The sequence below is a fragment of the Shimia sp. genome, from assembly GCF_039969785.1.
In the GTDB taxonomy this organism is placed as follows: Bacteria; Pseudomonadota; Alphaproteobacteria; order Rhodobacterales; family Rhodobacteraceae; genus Shimia.
Window position 1 is genome coordinate 41,998 of sequence record NZ_JBDVNC010000034.1, and the last position, 15,984, is coordinate 57,981.

15 protein-coding genes and 1 riboswitch are annotated in these 15,984 nt (G+C 59.1%); of the genes, 8 read left to right on the forward strand and 7 right to left on the reverse strand.

The annotated features are described in order from the left end of the window. The first annotated feature begins 41 nt into the window (after positions 1-41). Positions 42-842 carry a mechanosensitive ion channel domain-containing protein gene (locus ABJI08_RS15810; RefSeq protein ID WP_348402812.1) on the forward strand — a complete coding sequence of 267 codons (801 nt, stop codon included), beginning with the start codon at positions 42-44 and terminating at the stop codon, positions 840-842. Positions 843-857: 15 nt separating this feature from the next. Here the strand turns inward: ABJI08_RS15810 and ABJI08_RS15815 are convergent, their stop codons facing one another. Beyond that, entirely contained in the window at positions 858-1,835 is a 978-nt protein-coding gene (locus tag ABJI08_RS15815) for a DUF4105 domain-containing protein (RefSeq protein WP_348402813.1), read from the reverse strand. A 154-nt stretch (positions 1,836-1,989) separates the two neighbouring features. Next, on the reverse strand, positions 1,990-3,108 hold the full coding sequence (ald, locus tag ABJI08_RS15820; protein WP_348402814.1) for an alanine dehydrogenase: 1,119 nt from the start codon (positions 3,106-3,108) through the stop codon (positions 1,990-1,992). 138 nt (positions 3,109-3,246) lie between these two features. Between ald and ABJI08_RS15825 the strand changes: the two genes are divergently transcribed. Both ABJI08_RS15825 and ABJI08_RS15830 read left to right on the forward strand, forming a co-directional pair. Further along, positions 3,247-3,705 (forward strand): Lrp/AsnC family transcriptional regulator, encoded by a 459-nt coding sequence (locus tag ABJI08_RS15825; protein ID WP_348402815.1) that lies wholly within the window; start codon positions 3,247-3,249, stop codon positions 3,703-3,705. Between the two features lie 16 nt (positions 3,706-3,721). Beyond that, on the forward strand, positions 3,722-5,305 hold the full coding sequence (locus ABJI08_RS15830) for a GMC family oxidoreductase N-terminal domain-containing protein (protein ID WP_348402816.1): 1,584 nt from the start codon (positions 3,722-3,724) through the stop codon (positions 5,303-5,305). Here ABJI08_RS15830 and yghU read toward each other — a convergent pair whose 3' ends face one another. The 3 genes from yghU to rpsU all read right to left on the reverse strand — a co-directional run bounded on the left by yghU (position 5,306) and on the right by rpsU (position 7,683). Then, positions 5,306-6,181, reverse strand: a complete 876-nt coding sequence (gene yghU, locus ABJI08_RS15835; RefSeq protein WP_348402817.1) for a glutathione-dependent disulfide-bond oxidoreductase — start codon at positions 6,179-6,181, stop codon at positions 5,306-5,308. It abuts the gene before it with no gap. Between the two features lie 9 nt (positions 6,182-6,190). Beyond that, positions 6,191-7,312 carry an adenylate/guanylate cyclase domain-containing protein gene (locus tag ABJI08_RS15840; protein WP_348402818.1) on the reverse strand — a complete coding sequence of 374 codons (1,122 nt, stop codon included), beginning with the start codon at positions 7,310-7,312 and terminating at the stop codon, positions 6,191-6,193. 164 nt (positions 7,313-7,476) lie between these two features. Continuing rightward, the gene (gene rpsU, locus ABJI08_RS15845; protein WP_005614280.1) at positions 7,477-7,683 is read right to left on the reverse strand and encodes a 30S ribosomal protein S21; all 207 of its coding nucleotides are present in this window, start codon (positions 7,681-7,683) and stop codon (positions 7,477-7,479) included. Between the two features lie 108 nt (positions 7,684-7,791). On the opposite strand from rpsU, the gene ABJI08_RS15850 reads away from it, so the two are divergent. The 4 genes from ABJI08_RS15850 (at position 7,792) to thiQ (ending at position 11,865) form a co-directional block, all read left to right on the forward strand. Then, positions 7,792-8,484, forward strand: coding sequence for a COQ9 family protein (locus ABJI08_RS15850; protein WP_348402819.1), 693 nt, complete (start codon positions 7,792-7,794; stop codon positions 8,482-8,484). Between the two features lie 51 nt (positions 8,485-8,535). Further along, positions 8,536-8,645: riboswitch (TPP riboswitch) on the forward strand. A gap of 34 nt (positions 8,646-8,679) precedes the next feature. Then, entirely contained in the window at positions 8,680-9,657 is a 978-nt protein-coding gene (gene thiB, locus ABJI08_RS15855) for a thiamine ABC transporter substrate binding subunit (protein ID WP_348402820.1), read from the forward strand. After that, on the forward strand, positions 9,633-11,186 hold the full coding sequence (locus tag ABJI08_RS15860) for a thiamine/thiamine pyrophosphate ABC transporter permease ThiP (protein WP_348402821.1): 1,554 nt from the start codon (positions 9,633-9,635) through the stop codon (positions 11,184-11,186). Before thiB ends, ABJI08_RS15860 begins: the two co-directional genes overlap by 25 nt. Continuing rightward, complete coding sequence (thiQ, locus tag ABJI08_RS15865) at positions 11,173-11,865, forward strand: thiamine ABC transporter ATP-binding protein (protein WP_348402822.1); 693 nt, start codon at positions 11,173-11,175, stop codon at positions 11,863-11,865. Before ABJI08_RS15860 ends, thiQ begins: the two co-directional genes overlap by 14 nt. A 67-nt stretch (positions 11,866-11,932) precedes the next feature. Here thiQ and ABJI08_RS15870 read toward each other — a convergent pair whose 3' ends face one another. Beyond that, positions 11,933-13,996 (reverse strand): FAD-dependent oxidoreductase, encoded by a 2,064-nt coding sequence (locus ABJI08_RS15870; protein ID WP_348402823.1) that lies wholly within the window; start codon positions 13,994-13,996, stop codon positions 11,933-11,935. 72 nt (positions 13,997-14,068) lie between these two features. Here ABJI08_RS15870 and ABJI08_RS15875 point away from each other — a divergent pair, with 72 nt between their 5' ends. Next, entirely contained in the window at positions 14,069-14,854 is a 786-nt protein-coding gene (locus ABJI08_RS15875) for an enoyl-CoA hydratase-related protein (protein ID WP_348402824.1), read from the forward strand. A 179-nt stretch (positions 14,855-15,033) separates the two neighbouring features. On the opposite strand, the gene ABJI08_RS15880 is transcribed toward ABJI08_RS15875, so the two are convergent. Next, positions 15,034-15,951 carry a helix-turn-helix transcriptional regulator gene (locus tag ABJI08_RS15880; protein WP_348402825.1) on the reverse strand — a complete coding sequence of 306 codons (918 nt, stop codon included), beginning with the start codon at positions 15,949-15,951 and terminating at the stop codon, positions 15,034-15,036. Positions 15,952-15,984: the final 33 nt, after the last annotated feature.

Genomic DNA, 15,984 nt, shown 5'->3' on the forward strand with positions numbered 1-15,984 from the left:
TTCGTTTATGGACGCATAAAACGCGTTAAGAGGACATTCTTATGGAACTCATTATTAATCAGCTGGAGAATTTGGGCCCATTGGCTCTGGCGTCCGGTAAAGCGGCGATTGTTCTGATCCTTGGGTGGATCGTCGCCGGTTGGGTTGGCCGTTTTGTGCGGCGCCGGGTCAATGCCATGCCCGAGATCGACCAGACATTGGGCAATTTCGCCGCCAGCGTTGTGCGCTGGGTCATTTTGTTGATGGTGCTTGTCGCCATCATGGGCATCTTCGGGATCGAAGCCACATCGCTTGTCGCCATGATGGGGGCTGCCACTCTGGCCATCGGTCTGGCCTTGCAAGGCACGCTCAGCGATCTGGCCGCAGGGTTCATGCTGATCCTGTTCCGCCCTTACAAGATTGGCCAATATGTAGATGTTGGCGGAACCTCGGGTACAGTTGTCGACCTGAACCTGTTTGTGACTGAATTGGTCACGCCGGACAATATTCAGATCATCGTGCCAAATGGTCAGGCGTGGGGTGCGATTATCACCAACTATTCCGCGCACGACAACCGGCGTGTCGATCTTGTGTTTGGCATTGATTACGGTGACGAGGCCGAAAAGGCGAAAGACGTTATTCTGGCGGTTGCCACCGCAGATGACCGGGTGCTGAACGATCCGGAACCATGGGTGCGGGTGACCAATCTGGGCGACAGCTCGGTCGACATCACCGCCCGGCTTTGGTGCAAGACCGACGATTATTGGGAACTCAAATTTGCCATGACCCAAGCCGTCAAAGAAGCCTTTGATCAGGCTGGCATCTCGATCCCCTATCCGCACACGGTTATGGTTCAGTCCTGACCGGCTGATTGAAAATCACTCAGCCCGGATAATCTCGCTATAGGATTGACCGGGCTGGATCTGTTGCGCCTTGGTGCTGATCGCAGCACGCGCACGGAAATCCCCAAGCGGAGCGTCCCAGGCCAGCATGTCATGCTCGGCGAAGTATTCTGGCAATCCCCCCGACAGCACAAACCGCGGATCAAATTTTCGCCCGGGGCTGAAGCTGCGCACCAATCGATAAACGGCCGTTGAACAATTGGCCGTGATGGTGTTGTACCAGCGTGGTTCTTTGGCCAGCTGATTGCCCAACCGTGCATAAGACATAAACAGATCGCGCCGTGCCTTGGCGTCGACTTTCAGCGGATAAAGATAGACATCCTCTCGCGGGTCGCGGGCATTGGTCCGCAGGTACAGGATGTCCTGTTCGGTTGCCGCAATCAGCGAAAGCTCGAACTGCTTGAACAGACCGCCGAGTTCTGAAAACGCCTCGCCCAGTTCCTTGCGGATTTCGACTGAAAAGACGATCTGCTCGCCGTCCGCAAAACCAAAGCTCACCAACACATGCGCGATTTTGTCGATGCCCCAATAGCTGAGCGCAACGTCGACGCTGTCCAAAGTGTCCAGATCAAATGTGCGGCTGACCCAGCGTTCTTCGAATTCGGTTTCGCTGATCCATGTGAAATCGCGCACATTGTGCAATGTTGCCTGCGACCCTTCAAAGTCTGTCTGAACGGTTTGGGCCAGCTCTGGTGCCCAGTTTCGGTCATTGCGTGGCGCAACTCCGCTCCACCAGAACAGCGCTGCGATCACGGGCAAAAATCCCACAGTGATCGCGATGACGGGGCGTTTTGACGTGAAGACCAGGATCACAAAGACAATGCCAAGCCCGCCCGCGATGAGTGCGGTAATCGTACTGACATGCAGGGATAGCGCGGTCGCGCTAAGCCCATACCCAACCGCCAGCACCAACGCCGACAAACCCAGCGCGAGGAATTTGAACAAAGTTTTCAATGCAATCGCCTTGAAGTAGTTCTGTCCGGTTTAGGCAACTCTACAAAGCTTGGCAAAAGAAAACTGTGCCCTTGGGCTGATGTGAAACAGCACAAAAGCCAGGGCCGCCCCGAAGAGCGGCCTTGGTGAAATGAGTGTTGTGGCGAGTTGTCGCTCAGGCTTTCAGAGCCAAATTGGGCGACAGCACATCAAGGCCCAACGCTTTGCCCACCGCATAGTAGGTCAATTGACCGGCATGTACATTCAACCCGTTCAGCAAATGTGGATCATCCTCGCACGCCTGACGCCAGCCCTTGTCCGCCAGTGCCAGCAAGAAGGGCAGGGTGGCATTGCCAAGCGCAATGGTCGATGTCCGGGCAACCGCGCCCGGCATGTTGGCGACGCAATAATGCATGATGCCGTCCACGTCATAGATCGGATCGCCGTGGGTGGTGGCTTTGGACGTTTCAAAACACCCGCCCTGATCGATGGCCACATCCACAAGCGCGGCCCCCGGTTTCATGGTCGACAATTGTGCGCGGCTGACCAATTTGGGCGCGGCGGCGCCGGGGATCAGAACCGCACCGATCACCATGTCAGCGGATTGCAACAATTCAGCGGTGTTGCCCGCCGAGGAATACCCGGTCTTGAACACGTTTCCAAAGACGTCGTCGAGATAGCGCATGCGCGGCAACGAGCGGTCCAGCACGGTCACATCCGCGCCCATGCCTGCCGCAATCCGGGCCGCGTGCGTGCCCACGACACCGCCACCAATAACCATGACCCTGGCCGGACCCACACCGGGAACACCGCCCATCAGAACGCCGCGGCCGCCATTGGCCTTTTGCAGGGTCCAGGCGCCGACCTGAGGCGCCAGACGCCCGGCCACTTCGGACATAGGCGCCAGCAGCGGCAGCCCGCCCGCCGCGTCTGTAACGGTTTCATAAGCGATCGCCGTACAGCCCGACGCCAGAAGGTCATGGGTCTGGTCAGGGTCAGGCGCGAGGTGCAGGTAGGTGAACAGCAGCTGCCCTTCGCGCAGCATTTTACGCTCGACGGCCTGAGGCTCTTTGACCTTAACGATCATATCAGCGGCGGCAAAAATTTCTTCGGCAGTTCCAATGATGGCAGCGCCTGCGGCGATGTAATCTTCATCGGTAAACCCGGACCCTATGCCCGCGCCGGACTGGATGATCACTTCGTGACCATGCGCGACGGCCTCTTGCGCAGCATTGGGGGTCATGCCAACGCGAAACTCCTGTGGTTTTATTTCTGTGGGGCAGCCGATTTTCATGTCGCTCTCCTGTTGGCGGATGTCCCTTTAGTCTGCGCTGCGCGTTTCGAAATGTGCTTGTTTTTTGTGCGGTTTGAAAACTGGTGTTTCGAAGATTCTTCGAATAATGTGTTCGAAACTGCAAGGACCCCCGAACATATGTCTCTTGATCAAACGGATCACCGGATTCTCAGAGCCCTTCAAAAGCAAGGACGCATTTCAAACGCTGAGCTTGCCGAGCGGGTTAATCTGTCGGCATCTGCCTGTCATCGCCGGGTGCACCGGTTAGAAAAAGATGGCTATGTGCGCGACTATGTGGCGTTGCTTGATCCGCGAAAAATGAACTTGCCGACCACGGTTTTTGTCGAAATCACCCTGTCTGGTCAGGCGGACGAAGTGCTTGACGCGTTTGAAAAGGCCGTGTCCCGGGTGCCGCATGTTCTGGAATGCCATCTGATGGCGGGCACGGCGGATTACGTTCTCAAGGTTGTTGCCGAAGACACCGAAGATTTCGCCCGCATCCACCGTCAGCATCTGGCACGCTTGCCCGGGGTGGCGCAAATGCAAAGCTCTTTTGCCCTGCGCACGGTTTTCAAAACAACGGCGCTGCCGGTCTGAGTGTTGGAGAATAACGATGGATTGGGATCATATTGTTGTGGGCGCAGGCAGCGCGGGGTGTGTGGTGGCCAGCCGTTTGGCCAAAGCCGGGCGCAAGGTGTTGTTGCTCGAGGCCGGGGGCCGGGACAATTACCACTGGATCCATATCCCGATGGGATATCTGTATTGCATTGGCAATCCGCGCACCGACTGGATGTACAAAACCGCGGCTGACGCCGGGTTGAATGGCCGGTCATTGTTGTACCCGCGTGGCAAGGTGCTGGGTGGGTGTTCGTCGATCAATGGTATGCTTTATCTGCGCGGGCAGGCCGCCGACTATGATGGCTGGCGTCAAATGGGCAATCCCGGCTGGGCGTGGGACGATGTGTTGCCACTGTTCAAAGATGTCGAAGATTACATGGACGGCCCATCGGACATGCACGGCACGGGCGGTGAATGGCGTGTAGACAATCAGCGTTTGCATTGGGACGTGCTGGACCACTGGATGGCCGCCGCCGAGGCTGCGGGCATTCCGCGCACCGATGATTTCAACACTGGCACCAACGAAGGTGTCGGCTATTTCAAGGTCAACCAAAAGGACGGCTGGCGTCTGAACACATCCAAGGCGTTTTTACGCCCTGCGCGAGACGCCAAACTCAAGGTCGAAGTGCACGCGCTGACCGAACGGTTGCTGATCGAAGACGGACGTGTGGTGGGGGTCGCGTACCGCCAGAACGGCACGCTGAAACAGGCGCGATGCGGAGGCGATGTGGTGCTCAGCGCAGGGGCGGTGAACTCGCCTCAGATCCTGCAGCTTTCGGGCATCGGCCCGGGGGATGTTCTGCAAAAGCATGGGGTAGATTTGCGCCGCGAGATACCGCAGATCGGGGCCAACCTTCAGGACCATCTGCAATTGCGCTGCGCATGGAAGCTGGACGGCGCCAAAACACTGAACACGATGGCAAACTCGCTGATCGGCAAGGCAAAGATCGGGCTGGAATATCTGATGACCCGCTCTGGTCCGATGTCGATGTCCCCCAGCCAGCTTGGCGCCTTTACCAAATCGCGCCCCGATCTGGAAACGCCTGACCTTGAATATCACGTCCAGCCCCTGACGCTTGAGGCGTTTGGCCAGCCGCTGCATGATTTCCCGGCGATGACAGCCAGCGTATGTAACCTGCGTCCGGAAAGCCGGGGGCATGTGCATATCACGTCGCCCAACCCCGGTGATGCGCCTGAGATTGTGCCCAATTATCTGTCGACCGAAGGCGATCGTGCGGTGGCGGTGGCCTCTCTCAGACAGGCCCGCACAATTATGGCGCAGGCGCCCATGGCGCGTTACAGCCCCGAGGAAATGAAGCCCGGGATCACGGCACAGGATGACGCCGCTCTGGCGCGTGCGGCCGGGGACATTGGCACAACGATCTTTCACCCTGTCGGCACCATCCGTATGGGGGCAGACGACGCTGCCCCGCTGGATGCGCAGCTGCGGATGAAGGGGATTGGCGGATTGCGCGTCGCGGATGCGTCAATCATGCCAACCATCACCAGCGGGAACACCAATTCGCCGACCATCATGATCGGCGAAAAGGCAGCCCGGATGATGTTGCAAGAGGCGTGATTACGCCTCTTCTGCGGGTTCCAGCTTGTCTTGGGTCCGCGTGTCGAAATCGCTGGCCGAATGACGTTCGTGCAACTGGGTGTTCAATTCGCCAAAGGCGCGGTTGACCATGCGGCCACGCTGAACTGCAGGGCGGGCGTCAATCTCTTTGGCCCACCGCATCACGTTCTTAAAGCTTTCGACGTCAAGGAATTCGGCGGCGCTGTAAAGGCGTCCCAGAACCAGCTGTCCATACCATGACCAGATCGCGATATCAGCAATCGTGTAATTGTCGCCAACCATGAACCGGTTGTCGGCCAATTGCCGGTCCAGCACGTCAAGCTGTCGCTTGGTCTCCATCGCAAAACGGTTGATGGGGTATTCCCACTTTTCCGGCGCATAGGCGTAGAAATGACCAAACCCGCCCCCAAGATAGGGTGCGCTGCCCATCTGCCAGAACAACCAGCTGAGCATTTCCGTGCGCTTGCCTGCATCGCTTGGCAAAAACGCGTTAAATGTTTCGGCCAGATGCAACAGGATGGCGCCGGATTCAAACACCCGTGTGGGCGTGTCGCCGCTGCGGTCCATCAGGGCGGGAATTTTTGAGTTTGGGTTCACATCCACAAACCCCGACCCAAACTGATCGCCGTCACCAATCTTAATCAGCCACGCATCATATTCGGCACCGCTGTGGCCCGCTGCTAGCAACTCTTCCAGCATGACCGTCACTTTCACGCCATTGGGCGTGGCCAGCGAATAAAGCTGATAGGGGTGTTCGCCCACAGGCAGGTCTTTGTCATGGGTTGGTCCGGCAATCGGACGGTTGATGCTGGCAAACTGCCCGCCGCTTTCAGAGTCCCATGTCCAGACTTTCGGGGGGGTATAGGTATCGGTCATTATGCGCGCCTAGTTTGATTCCAATTGCTGTAACCTAGGCGCTTTATTTAGAATTTGCAGTGGCAAGTGAAAGGATTTTTCCGAGATCACACGAGCGTGTTCACCGGCAGATGTTTCCAAAGTGACAAGACAGGATGGGTTTGCCCGCCCTCTCAGCGTGGTTTCCCCCACGGCGCGCCAGCTGGTTGGGCCTGACACGGGCAGGTGCATGGCGCTCGTCTCATCCGTCAAAAGACAGACGCTGTGTTGTTTGCAAGCTTCCTGCAAACGTTTGGCGCGATTGATGGTGTCGCCGATATAGACAACCTGCCGCTTTTCCCATCCGCATTCCCCAACCGCCACAGGACCAGCCGCCACGCCAATTCTAAGTGTCGGGGCATGGCCAAAGCGCTGCATGTAATAAGGGCGTCGCGTTTCGAGGATGCGCGTGATGTCTGACAAACACCGCACCACACGCGCATTGGCGCGCCGGTCCCGTTGCGCCCAGCTGATCACGACCTCGTCGCCAACATATGAATGCACTTCGCCACCATGTCGCCGGATGGCCGGGTCAATGTCCAAAAACACACTGCTGATCATGTCCAGCGCGGCTGCGTCGCCCAGCTGTTCTGCAATGCTGGTCGATCCGACCATATCCGCCAGCACAAAAATCCGGTTTTCATGGGTTGGGCGGCTGTAGCGCCCCAACAGGAAATTCGTCAGCGTTCGGGCGCCGATCAGGCGGCGCGTGGCCAACATGACCTGCACCAGAAAGGCCATTGCCGCCGCCAGCATGAAATCGTTGGGCAGCCCGCGCTGCACCCAGACCAGATAGTTCTGGAGGTCGCGTATGAACACGATATGCGTGGTCGACAGCACCGTCAAAAGGATCAGCGTTGTGATCGCCACGCGGAGTGCCAGCGCCGGTCCAAACGCCATCTTGCGCAACCATTGTCCGATGACACCAGCGCTGACCCACATCTCAAGGCCTGCAACTGCAGATGCGACGATGATGCCCCGCACTGCGCCGCGCGGCATGGCTGCGATGCCATTTCCGCGATCCAGCAGCGTGTCGATCAACAACCCATACAACGCGCCAATCACGCCGCCCACAATGGCGATAAACAAAAATGCCTGGATGTTACGTTTCATCTGGGTGCCATGGGTTCGCGTTTCAGTGGGTGTCGTGCACCTGATACGCAGTCCGCCTGAAATTCCGGCGCGAAATCTTTTGTGTGCCGTAAAAAATGACAAACCCCCGAGGGCAAAGCCACCGGGGGTCGTCAATTCATGTGTCCAAAGCTGAAAAGTCGCTCTTAGAGCAAACCTTCACGCTGTGCTTTCTTACGCGCCAGTTTACGGGCACGGCGGATCGCTTCAGCTTTCTCGCGCGCTTTTTTCTCGGACGGCTTCTCGAAATGTTGCTTGAGCTTCATTTCACGAAAAACGCCTTCACGCTGCAGCTTTTTCTTCAGGGCACGAAGCGCCTGATCGACATTGTTGTCACGAACACTAACCTGCATGTGGTTTTCACCACCTTTCTAGATAGAGTTGCAATGATTTGCAGGAACCCGCGCTATAGCAAAGCCCGGTGCAAGTGTCTAGTATGCGCCGTACAAAGGAGTTCCCACATGAGCCAGGCCCCGCGCGACGATCTGAAAACCCGTCTTCTGGACGCAGCCGCGTTGCATGTGCCCTTTGATGGCTGGTCTGAAACGACATTTGAGGCCGCCGTGGCTGAATGTGATGTTGATCCGGTTGTGGCGCATGCCCTGTTTCCACGCGGTGCTGTTGATCTGGCTGTGGCCTTTCACAAACAGGGCGATTCGCTGATGAGCGCGCAACTGGCAGCTCAGGATTTGTCAGAGATGAAAATCCGCGAGAAAATCACACATGCGGTGCGCGTGCGGTTGGAAATTTGTCCGGACCGCGAGGTCGTGCGCCGCGGATCAACGCTGTTTGCATTGCCAAAATACGCCCCCACCGGTGCCGAGCTGATCTGGGGCACGGCAGATGCGATCTGGACCGCCATTGGCGACACATCCGAAGATGTGAACTGGTACACCAAACGCGCGACGCTCAGCGGTGTGTACGGTGCTACTGTGCTCTATTGGCTGGGCGATGACAGCGAAGGACACGAGGCGACTTGGGCCTTTCTGGACCGTCGCATTGAAAACGTCATGCAGTTCGAAAAGGTCAAGGCGCAGATGCGCAATGGGCCGCTGGGCAAACTGATGTCCGGCCCGCTTCAGGCCATGGGCCGCATACGCGCGCCATCTCCGATGCGCGATATGCCCGGACAATGGCGCCGCCCCAACACCTGACCCGGCCTTCGCCGATTCCCCTTGCCAGCTTGGCCTTGCCCGCATAAAACCCGCCTTACCTCGGGGTGCTCTGTCATGTGGACAGAGCTGAGATAGCATGATGCGAACCCGTAGAACCTGAACCGGTTAAGACCGGCGGAGGGAAGGTATGGACATGCTCCTACTTGCTCCGCCCGTCGCAATAAGGAGGATACCATGAAGTATCTGAGCATTGCCGCGGGACTGTTTGCTGCCACCACTGCTGTGGCTGACACTCCAGTTCTTACTGTTTACACCTATGACAGCTTTGTGTCTGACTGGGGTCCCGGTCCGGCTGTGGAAAAGGCATTTGAAGAAACCTGCGCCTGTGATCTGAAATTTGTAGGCGCTGACGATGGCGCGGCGCTGTTGGCCCGTGTCAAGCTGGAAGGCGCACGCACGGATGCCGACATCGTGCTGGGGCTGGACACCAACCTGACCGCCGCCGCCCGCGAAACCGGGCTGTTTGCCGATCACGCGGTTTCGGCAAACTATGCCTTTCCATTGGGTTGGAACGACGCTCAGTTTGTGCCGTTTGACTGGGGTATCTTTGCGTTTGTCAAAAATGCTGACCTTGACGCTCCAACCGATTTCAAAGCGCTGGGCGCGTCTGATCTGAAAATCGTCATTCAGGATCCCCGGTCGTCGACACCGGGTCTGGGCCTGCTGATGTGGGTCAAAACCGCCTATGGCGACGAAGCTCAGAGCGTCTGGGAAGGGCTGGCCGACAATATCGTGACCGTGACCAAAGGCTGGTCGGAATCCTATGGCATGTTCATCGAAGGCGAAGCTGACATGGTGCTCAGCTACACAACTTCACCGGCCTACCACCTGATCGCCGAAGAAGACGCCTCCAAGGATGCGGTCAAATTCAGCGAAGGTCACTATATGCAGATCGAAGTGGCCGGAAAGCTGAAATCGACCGATCAGGATGCACTGGCGGATCAGTTCCTTGCATTCATGGTCTCTGACGCGTTCCAGTCGATCATCCCGACAACCAACTGGATGTACCCGGCGGTCACACCAGCCGACGGCCTGCCCAAAGGGTTTGAGACATTGGTTGTGCCCGACAAGGGTCTTTTGGTGGCGTCCGACAAGGTGCCCGCGCTGCGCGAAGAAGCACTGGCCGAATGGCTTACCGCGCTGTCGCAATAAAACGCTGGCCCGGCATGGTTGCGGCGGCTTTGGTCGCCGCCATTGTGCTGGGCACGCTTTTGGCCGTCACTTTGCGGGCCGAGGCCGGACGTGGGCTTGGCCCGTCTGAATGGGCGGCCATCCGGTTTACCATTTTGCAGGCCGTGATCTCTGCCGCGATCAGCGTTGCGCTGGCTGTCCCGGTGGCCCGCGCGCTGGCGCGGCGTCGTTTTTTTGGGCGGCGCATCCTGATCACGCTGCTGGGTGCGCCGTTTATTTTGCCGGTGATCGTGGCCGTCATGGGATTGTTGGCGGTGTTCGGGCGCAGTGGCGTGCTGAATGTCGCGCTGCGCTGGCTTGGGCTGCCCGAAATGCAGGTCTATGGCTTTCACGGTGTGGTGCTGGCGCATGTGTTTTTCAATCTGCCACTGGCCTCGCGGCTGATCCTGCAGGGCTGGCAGGACATTCCGGCAGAACGGTTCCGGCTGGCGGCGCAACTGGGCTTTGGCCCGCGTGACATCTGGCGTGTGCTGGAGCGTCCGATGCTGCGCCGTGTGCTGCCCGGAGCGGCGGCGGTGATTTTTGCCATCTGCCTGTCCAGCTTTGCCGTGGCGCTGACACTTGGCGGCGGGCCCAAAGCCACCACCGTGGAACTGGCTATCTATCAGGCGTTTCGGTTTGATTTCGATCTGGGCCGGGCGGCGCTTTTGTCATGTGTGCAAATCCTGTTGGTGGGCACAGCCGCTTTGCTGGCGCTGCGCCTGTCCGGGCGGGACAGTTTTGGCGCGGGCATGGACCGCCAATTGCAGCGCTGGGATGCGCAATCCCGTGCGCTCAGGGTGACCGATGCAGCTTGTATCATGCTGGCCGCATTGTTTCTGGTCCTGCCGATTGGGCTGGTGCTGGCCAAAGGCCTGCCGGGTCTGCCGCAGCTTCCCGTAACTGTCTGGCGCGCGGCGGGTGTTTCGCTGATTGTGGCGTTGGTCTCAACCGTATTGATGCTGGTCTTTGCGCTGCCGATGGCCGTTGCCGCCGCCGCCGGGCGCGGACGATTGGAAGCGGCGGGGCTTTTGGGCATTGCCGCCTCTCCGCTGGTGATTGGCACCGGGCTGTTTATCGTGATCCACCCAATCGCCGATCCGTTTGCGTTTGCATTTCCGGTGACGGCGGTGGTGAACGCCATCATGGCGCTGCCTTTTGCATTGCGTATCATGGTGCCTGCGGTGCGCGACACGGTTCAAAGCTATGGCCAGCTGAGTGCGACACTGAACCTGAGCGGCATCACGTGGTTGCGTCTGGTTCTGATCCCACGCATTCGGGGCACGTTGGGGTTTGCCTGTGGTTTGACGGCGGCCATGTCGATGGGAGATCTGGGGGTCATCGCGCTGTTTGCTGATCCCGAACATGCGACATTGCCATTGCAGATGTACCGGCTGATGGGGGCGTATCAACTGCAGGCCGCCGCCGGTGCGGCGGTGTTATTACTGGTGCTGAGTTTTGGACTGTTCTGGCTGATGGACAAAGGGGGGCGCGGACATGCTGAGGCTTGACGGTATAGAGATCGTGCAGGACGCGTTTCGCCTGAACGCGCGTTTTGAGATCAACGACGGCGCGCGGGTGGCTGTGGTAGGGCCATCCGGGGCGGGCAAGTCCACCTTGTTGTCGGTGATCGCCGGGTTTCTGGCTCCGGTTGCAGGGCGCGTGTTGTGGGACGGGCGGGACATCACCGGGGACGCGCCCGGAGCGCGGCCAATTGCGATGCTGTTTCAGGACAATAACCTGTTCCCGCATATGAGCGCGGCACAGAATGTCGGGCTGGGGCTGCGCCCTGATCTGCGCCTGAACGCGGACCAACAAGCTCAGGTCACGCGCGCGTTGGATCAGGTCGGTTTGGGCGGTTTTGAAGATCGCAAACCAGGTGCCTTGTCCGGCGGACAACAAAGCCGCGTCGCGCTGGCGCGGGTTTTGGTGCAGGATCGGCCGCTGGTATTGCTGGATGAACCTTTTGCCGCGCTGGGACCGGCGCTCAAGGTGGAAATGCTGGATCTGGTGGCTGAGTTGCTGGACGGGACCGGGGCCACCATGTTGATGGTCAGCCATGATCCCAACGACGCGCGCCGCGTTGCGCCGCACACCATTCTGGTGGCCGAAGGACAGGCGCATACGCCGCAAGCGACAGCGGATTTGTTGGACAATCCACCACCGGTATTGCGCGACTATTTGGGCTAGCCGCTCCGACGCCCCCATTGAAGGGGCGGTCGGAGCGGCCCAACCCTGCGGGTCGGACGGCCCCCCCTCAATCGTGGGAAAAACCGGCGATGCGCGCGCCTTGTGTTGCGCAGGTGCGGATCAGCGGGCTGGGCTCCCAGACCAGCGGATCATGCTGGGCCAGCGCCTCAAGGCCCTCCTGCATAGCTTGTGCGCCCTGCGTATCGGCATAGTGCAGCAACCCGCCGCGCCACCGCGGGAAGCCATAGCCAAACACCGTAACCAGATCGATATCACGCGCGGATTGGGCGATGCCTTCCTGCAGGATATTTGCGGCCTCGTTGATCATCGCCAGCACCAGCGTATGGGCGATTTCGCCCTCTTCTAAAGCCCGTCGTGTGACACCAGCCGTTGCTGACTCTGTTTCAATAATGCGCGTCACCTCAGAATCCACAGCTTGCCGATCGGTATAATCATACCACCCCGCCCCGGTCTTGCGCCCCAGCCGGCCCGCATCAACCAGATGGTCGGCAATCGCAACATAGTGCTGCGCCGGATCGCGCGAGGCATCCTGACGGCGGCGATTGGCAAAGGCGATGTCCAGCCCGGACAAATCCTGCGCCTCATACGGACCCATCGCATAGCCAAAACCCCGCATTGCGGCGTCCACCTGATGCGGCAAGGCCCCCTCCAGCAACAGCGAATCCGCCGCCTCGCGATAACGGGCCAGAATGCGGTTGCCGATAAACCCGTCGCAGACCCCGGCCAGTACCGGCACCTTGCGCAGCCGTTTGGCCAGCGCAAACCCCAGCGCCAGCGCGCGGTCTGATGTGGCCTGTCCGCGCACAATTTCGAGCAGTTTCATAATATGGGCCGGGGCAAAGAAATGCAGCCCGACCATGCGTGTTGGATCATTCAGAACCGCCGCGATCTCGTCCACATCCAGATAAGATGTGTTGGTGGCCAGCACCGCGTCGGGCGCCATCACCGCCTGCAATTTCGTGAAAATCTCTTTCTTCACAGCCATGCTTTCAAAGGCCGCTTCGATGGCCAGCTCTGCATCCGCTGCCAGAGTGTAGTCATGCGTGCACACCAAATGGGCGCGCCGGTCCTGTGCCTTGGCTTCGTTGATCAAACCGCGTTTCAGGCTTGCCGAGATGATCTTTTCCACATTGTCCTGCGCGCGGGCCACGCCCTCGGCGCTGGTTTCCAGAACGGTCACGCGCAGCCCGGCATTCAGCAACGCATAGGCGATGCCCGCGCCCATCGTGCCACCGCCAACAACGGCCACATGGGTTGGATCGGGGGCAGCCGCATCGCGCAACCAGCCCGGAGCCTTGGCCGCACGTTCGGCAAAAAACACATGGCGCAAGGCGCGGGCCTGATCGCCCTGGCGAAGCGCGAGAAACGTCGCGCGTTCCTGTTGCATCGCGTCTTCGAAATCGACCGAACTGCTTTGAGCGACCAGATCGATGGCACACTGAGGCGCGATCTGGCTGGCGGTTTTCTGGTCCGCCGTTGCGCGCGCTGCAGAAACAGCCCCTTCATTGGCCTCCGGCCCGGGCAAATCTGCCAAGGCGGGCAGGGTGGTCAACAATTCGGCGTTCACCTCTTGGGCGGCAAAGATCACGTCATCCGCAACGTCTTGGATCAACCCGAGTTCGAGGGCCTGCGCGGCTTTGACTGGTTTGCCAGTTGAAATCATCTGCAACGCGTCTTCCAGCCCGACCAACCTTGGCAATCGCTGGGTTCCGCCTGCGCCGGGGATCACGCCCAGGGTCACTTCTGGCATTCCGATCAACGCGCCCGGCGCGGCGATGCGATACTGACAGCCCAGGACCAGCTCGCACCCGCCCCCAAGCGCCACGCCATCCACGGCGGCGATCCATGGGACATCACTTTGCTCCATGCGGCGGATCACATCGGGCAAATGTGGTGCGACGGGCGGGGCGTCAAATTCACGCGCATCAGCCCCGGCGGCAAAGGCACGCCCCTTACCGCTCAGGATGACCCGGTCCAGATGAGGTTTCCCAGCGATCCAGTCCAGCGCGTCCATCAACCCTTGCCTGATGTCCAAACCAATGGCATTCACTGGGGGGTTATCGAGTTCGACATAGGCGACGGGGCCTTCGCGGCGATAAGTGACGGGCATTGGTCCTCCTGACGTTTGTGCTTTTTAATGCACAATGCGTAATATAATGCAATCTCGAAAAGGAGAATGCTGATGACCGAACCTGTCCTGATGACCATCGAAAACGGCGTGGCCACGATTACGCTGAACCGCCCGGACCGGCTGAATGCGCTGACACGCGAACTGATCCTGTCGCTGCGCCAAAAAATAGATGCGGCGGCGGCGGATGATTCCATCCGTGTGATTTGTCTGACGGGGGCGGGCCGCGGGTTTTGCGCTGGGCAGGATCTGTCAGAACGTGATCCGCGCGGGCGCAGCGAACCCTTTGATCTGGAAGAGATTCAAGCCGAACTTTATCATCCGATTGTCCGCGCGATCGCCAATATGCCCAAACCCGTGGTGGCCAGCGTCAACGGAGTGGCGGCCGGAGCCGGTTCAGGATTGGCGCTGGCCTGCGATATCGTGATTGCTGCTGACAGTGCAAAGTTCATTCAGTCCTTTTCAAAGGTTGGTTTGTCCGTAGACGCGGGTGGTGGTCTTGCGCTTTTGCGCGGATTGGGCGCGCCGCGCGCCAAGGCCGCGCTGATGCTGGCCGAATCTCTTGCGGCAAAGGAAGCCGCCGCCTTGGGGTTGATCTGGAAATGTGTTTCCGATGATGCGCTGAGCGAAGAAACCGCCCGTCTGGTGGCAAAACTGGCCGCAACCCCCCGCACAGCGCTGGCCTGCATCAAACAAGCCATCGCCGCAGCAGCCACAGCGCCCGATCTGGATGACTACCTGAAACAGGAAGCCGCGCTTCAGGGCGTGGCAGGCGCGCACCCGGATTACAGCGAAGGTGTGTTGTCGTTTCTGGAGAAGCGCAAGCCGGATTTTGAATAAGTAGGGGACGATGCGAATTTGAGAATACGGGCGTAATTGTTTTTCCACAGATTCGGCTGTGTACGGTCATTGCGCGCGCCTCAATCAACGGCAGATTTGTTCCGCGCAGTCGGCATTGATGTCGAGCGATCCATGCCTGTAGACGTGGCCAGTTTCGCCAGAGCCTCGCATCTGTCGGATCAGCTCAGAAACCCTTCGGCGTCAATCAGGCCGGTCAGATCGTGCAGCGATTGATCCTGCGTGCGTCCGGTTGTGTCCAGCGTGGTTTCGGCGCGGTCATAGATTGGCTCGCGGCTTGTCAGCAAGTCGCGCAGCTGCTGCATCGCTTCGGGATTGCCGGCCATGGGACGGTCATCGCCCTGTGCCTGCACCCGCGTCATGTGCTCTTCGGGGCTGGCCTTGACCCAGACGGTGTGAAAATTGCTGAGCAGAGCATTATATGTCATCGGTTCAGCCACAATGCCGCCCGCGACCGCCAGAATAACCGAGTCATGGGTGGCCACCACACGCTGCAAAGCCTGACTTTCCAGTTTGCGATACCCGTCCTGCCCATAAAGCGCCATGACCTCGGAGACCGGCATACCGCTGTGGTCTTCGATCTCGCGATTCAGCTCCAGAAATGGCATGTCCAACCGCGTGCCCGCCAGCTTACCCAACGTCGATTTCCCGGCGCCGCGCAGCCCCAAAAGACAAATGCGGTGCGCCTTTTGCAGCCCCGGCCCGGTTGGGTTGAGCAGGCTCATCACCGCTTGTTGCGTCTCGCGGTCTGATGTCTGAAACAAATTCGCCATCTTGACTGAGTCCGAGGTCCACGGGTCTTCTTCTCCCACGAACCATTCGATCCGGTGATCCAGCGCAATTGCCACGCGTTCCAGCAAGCCGATCGAGATATTGCCCGCACCGGATTCCAACTGCGCCAGATACCGGGGCGACACACCGGAACGTTCCGACAAAACACGGCGCGGAATGCCCTTGCGTTCGCGTGCCTTGCGGACCCGGTCGCCAACACGCACAATCAGCTGCTGAACAGCCCGATCAATCGAAGACGTTTGTTCGACCGGTTGGGTGTCGCCCCTGAAGTTGGTGATTTCCGCCATGGCGCCGCACTCATTGTGTATAATAGTGCAAAA

Bases quoted from the DNA above. Each gene is read 5' to 3' on its own strand.
- ABJI08_RS15810 (WP_348402812.1), top strand. From the start codon at position 42: ATGGAACTCATTATTAATCAGCTGGAGAATTTGGGCCCATTGGCTCTG.
- ald (WP_348402814.1), bottom strand. From the start codon at position 3,108: ATGAAAATCGGCTGCCCCACAGAAATAAAACCACAGGAGTTTCGCGTT.
- ABJI08_RS15825 (WP_348402815.1), top strand. From the start codon at position 3,247: ATGTCTCTTGATCAAACGGATCACCGGATTCTCAGAGCCCTTCAAAAG.
- ABJI08_RS15830 (WP_348402816.1), top strand. From the start codon at position 3,722: ATGGATTGGGATCATATTGTTGTGGGCGCAGGCAGCGCGGGGTGTGTG.
- yghU (WP_348402817.1), bottom strand. From the start codon at position 6,181: ATGACCGATACCTATACCCCCCCGAAAGTCTGGACATGGGACTCTGAA.
- ABJI08_RS15840 (WP_348402818.1), bottom strand. From the start codon at position 7,312: ATGAAACGTAACATCCAGGCATTTTTGTTTATCGCCATTGTGGGCGGC.
- rpsU (WP_005614280.1), bottom strand. From the start codon at position 7,683: ATGCAGGTTAGTGTTCGTGACAACAATGTCGATCAGGCGCTTCGTGCC.
- ABJI08_RS15850 (WP_348402819.1), top strand. From the start codon at position 7,792: ATGAGCCAGGCCCCGCGCGACGATCTGAAAACCCGTCTTCTGGACGCA.
- thiB (WP_348402820.1), top strand. From the start codon at position 8,680: ATGAAGTATCTGAGCATTGCCGCGGGACTGTTTGCTGCCACCACTGCT.
- ABJI08_RS15860 (WP_348402821.1), top strand. From the start codon at position 9,633: ATGGCTTACCGCGCTGTCGCAATAAAACGCTGGCCCGGCATGGTTGCG.
- thiQ (WP_348402822.1), top strand. From the start codon at position 11,173: ATGCTGAGGCTTGACGGTATAGAGATCGTGCAGGACGCGTTTCGCCTG.
- ABJI08_RS15870 (WP_348402823.1), bottom strand. From the start codon at position 13,996: ATGCCCGTCACTTATCGCCGCGAAGGCCCCGTCGCCTATGTCGAACTC.
- ABJI08_RS15875 (WP_348402824.1), top strand. From the start codon at position 14,069: ATGACCGAACCTGTCCTGATGACCATCGAAAACGGCGTGGCCACGATT.
- ABJI08_RS15880 (WP_348402825.1), bottom strand. From the start codon at position 15,951: ATGGCGGAAATCACCAACTTCAGGGGCGACACCCAACCGGTCGAACAA.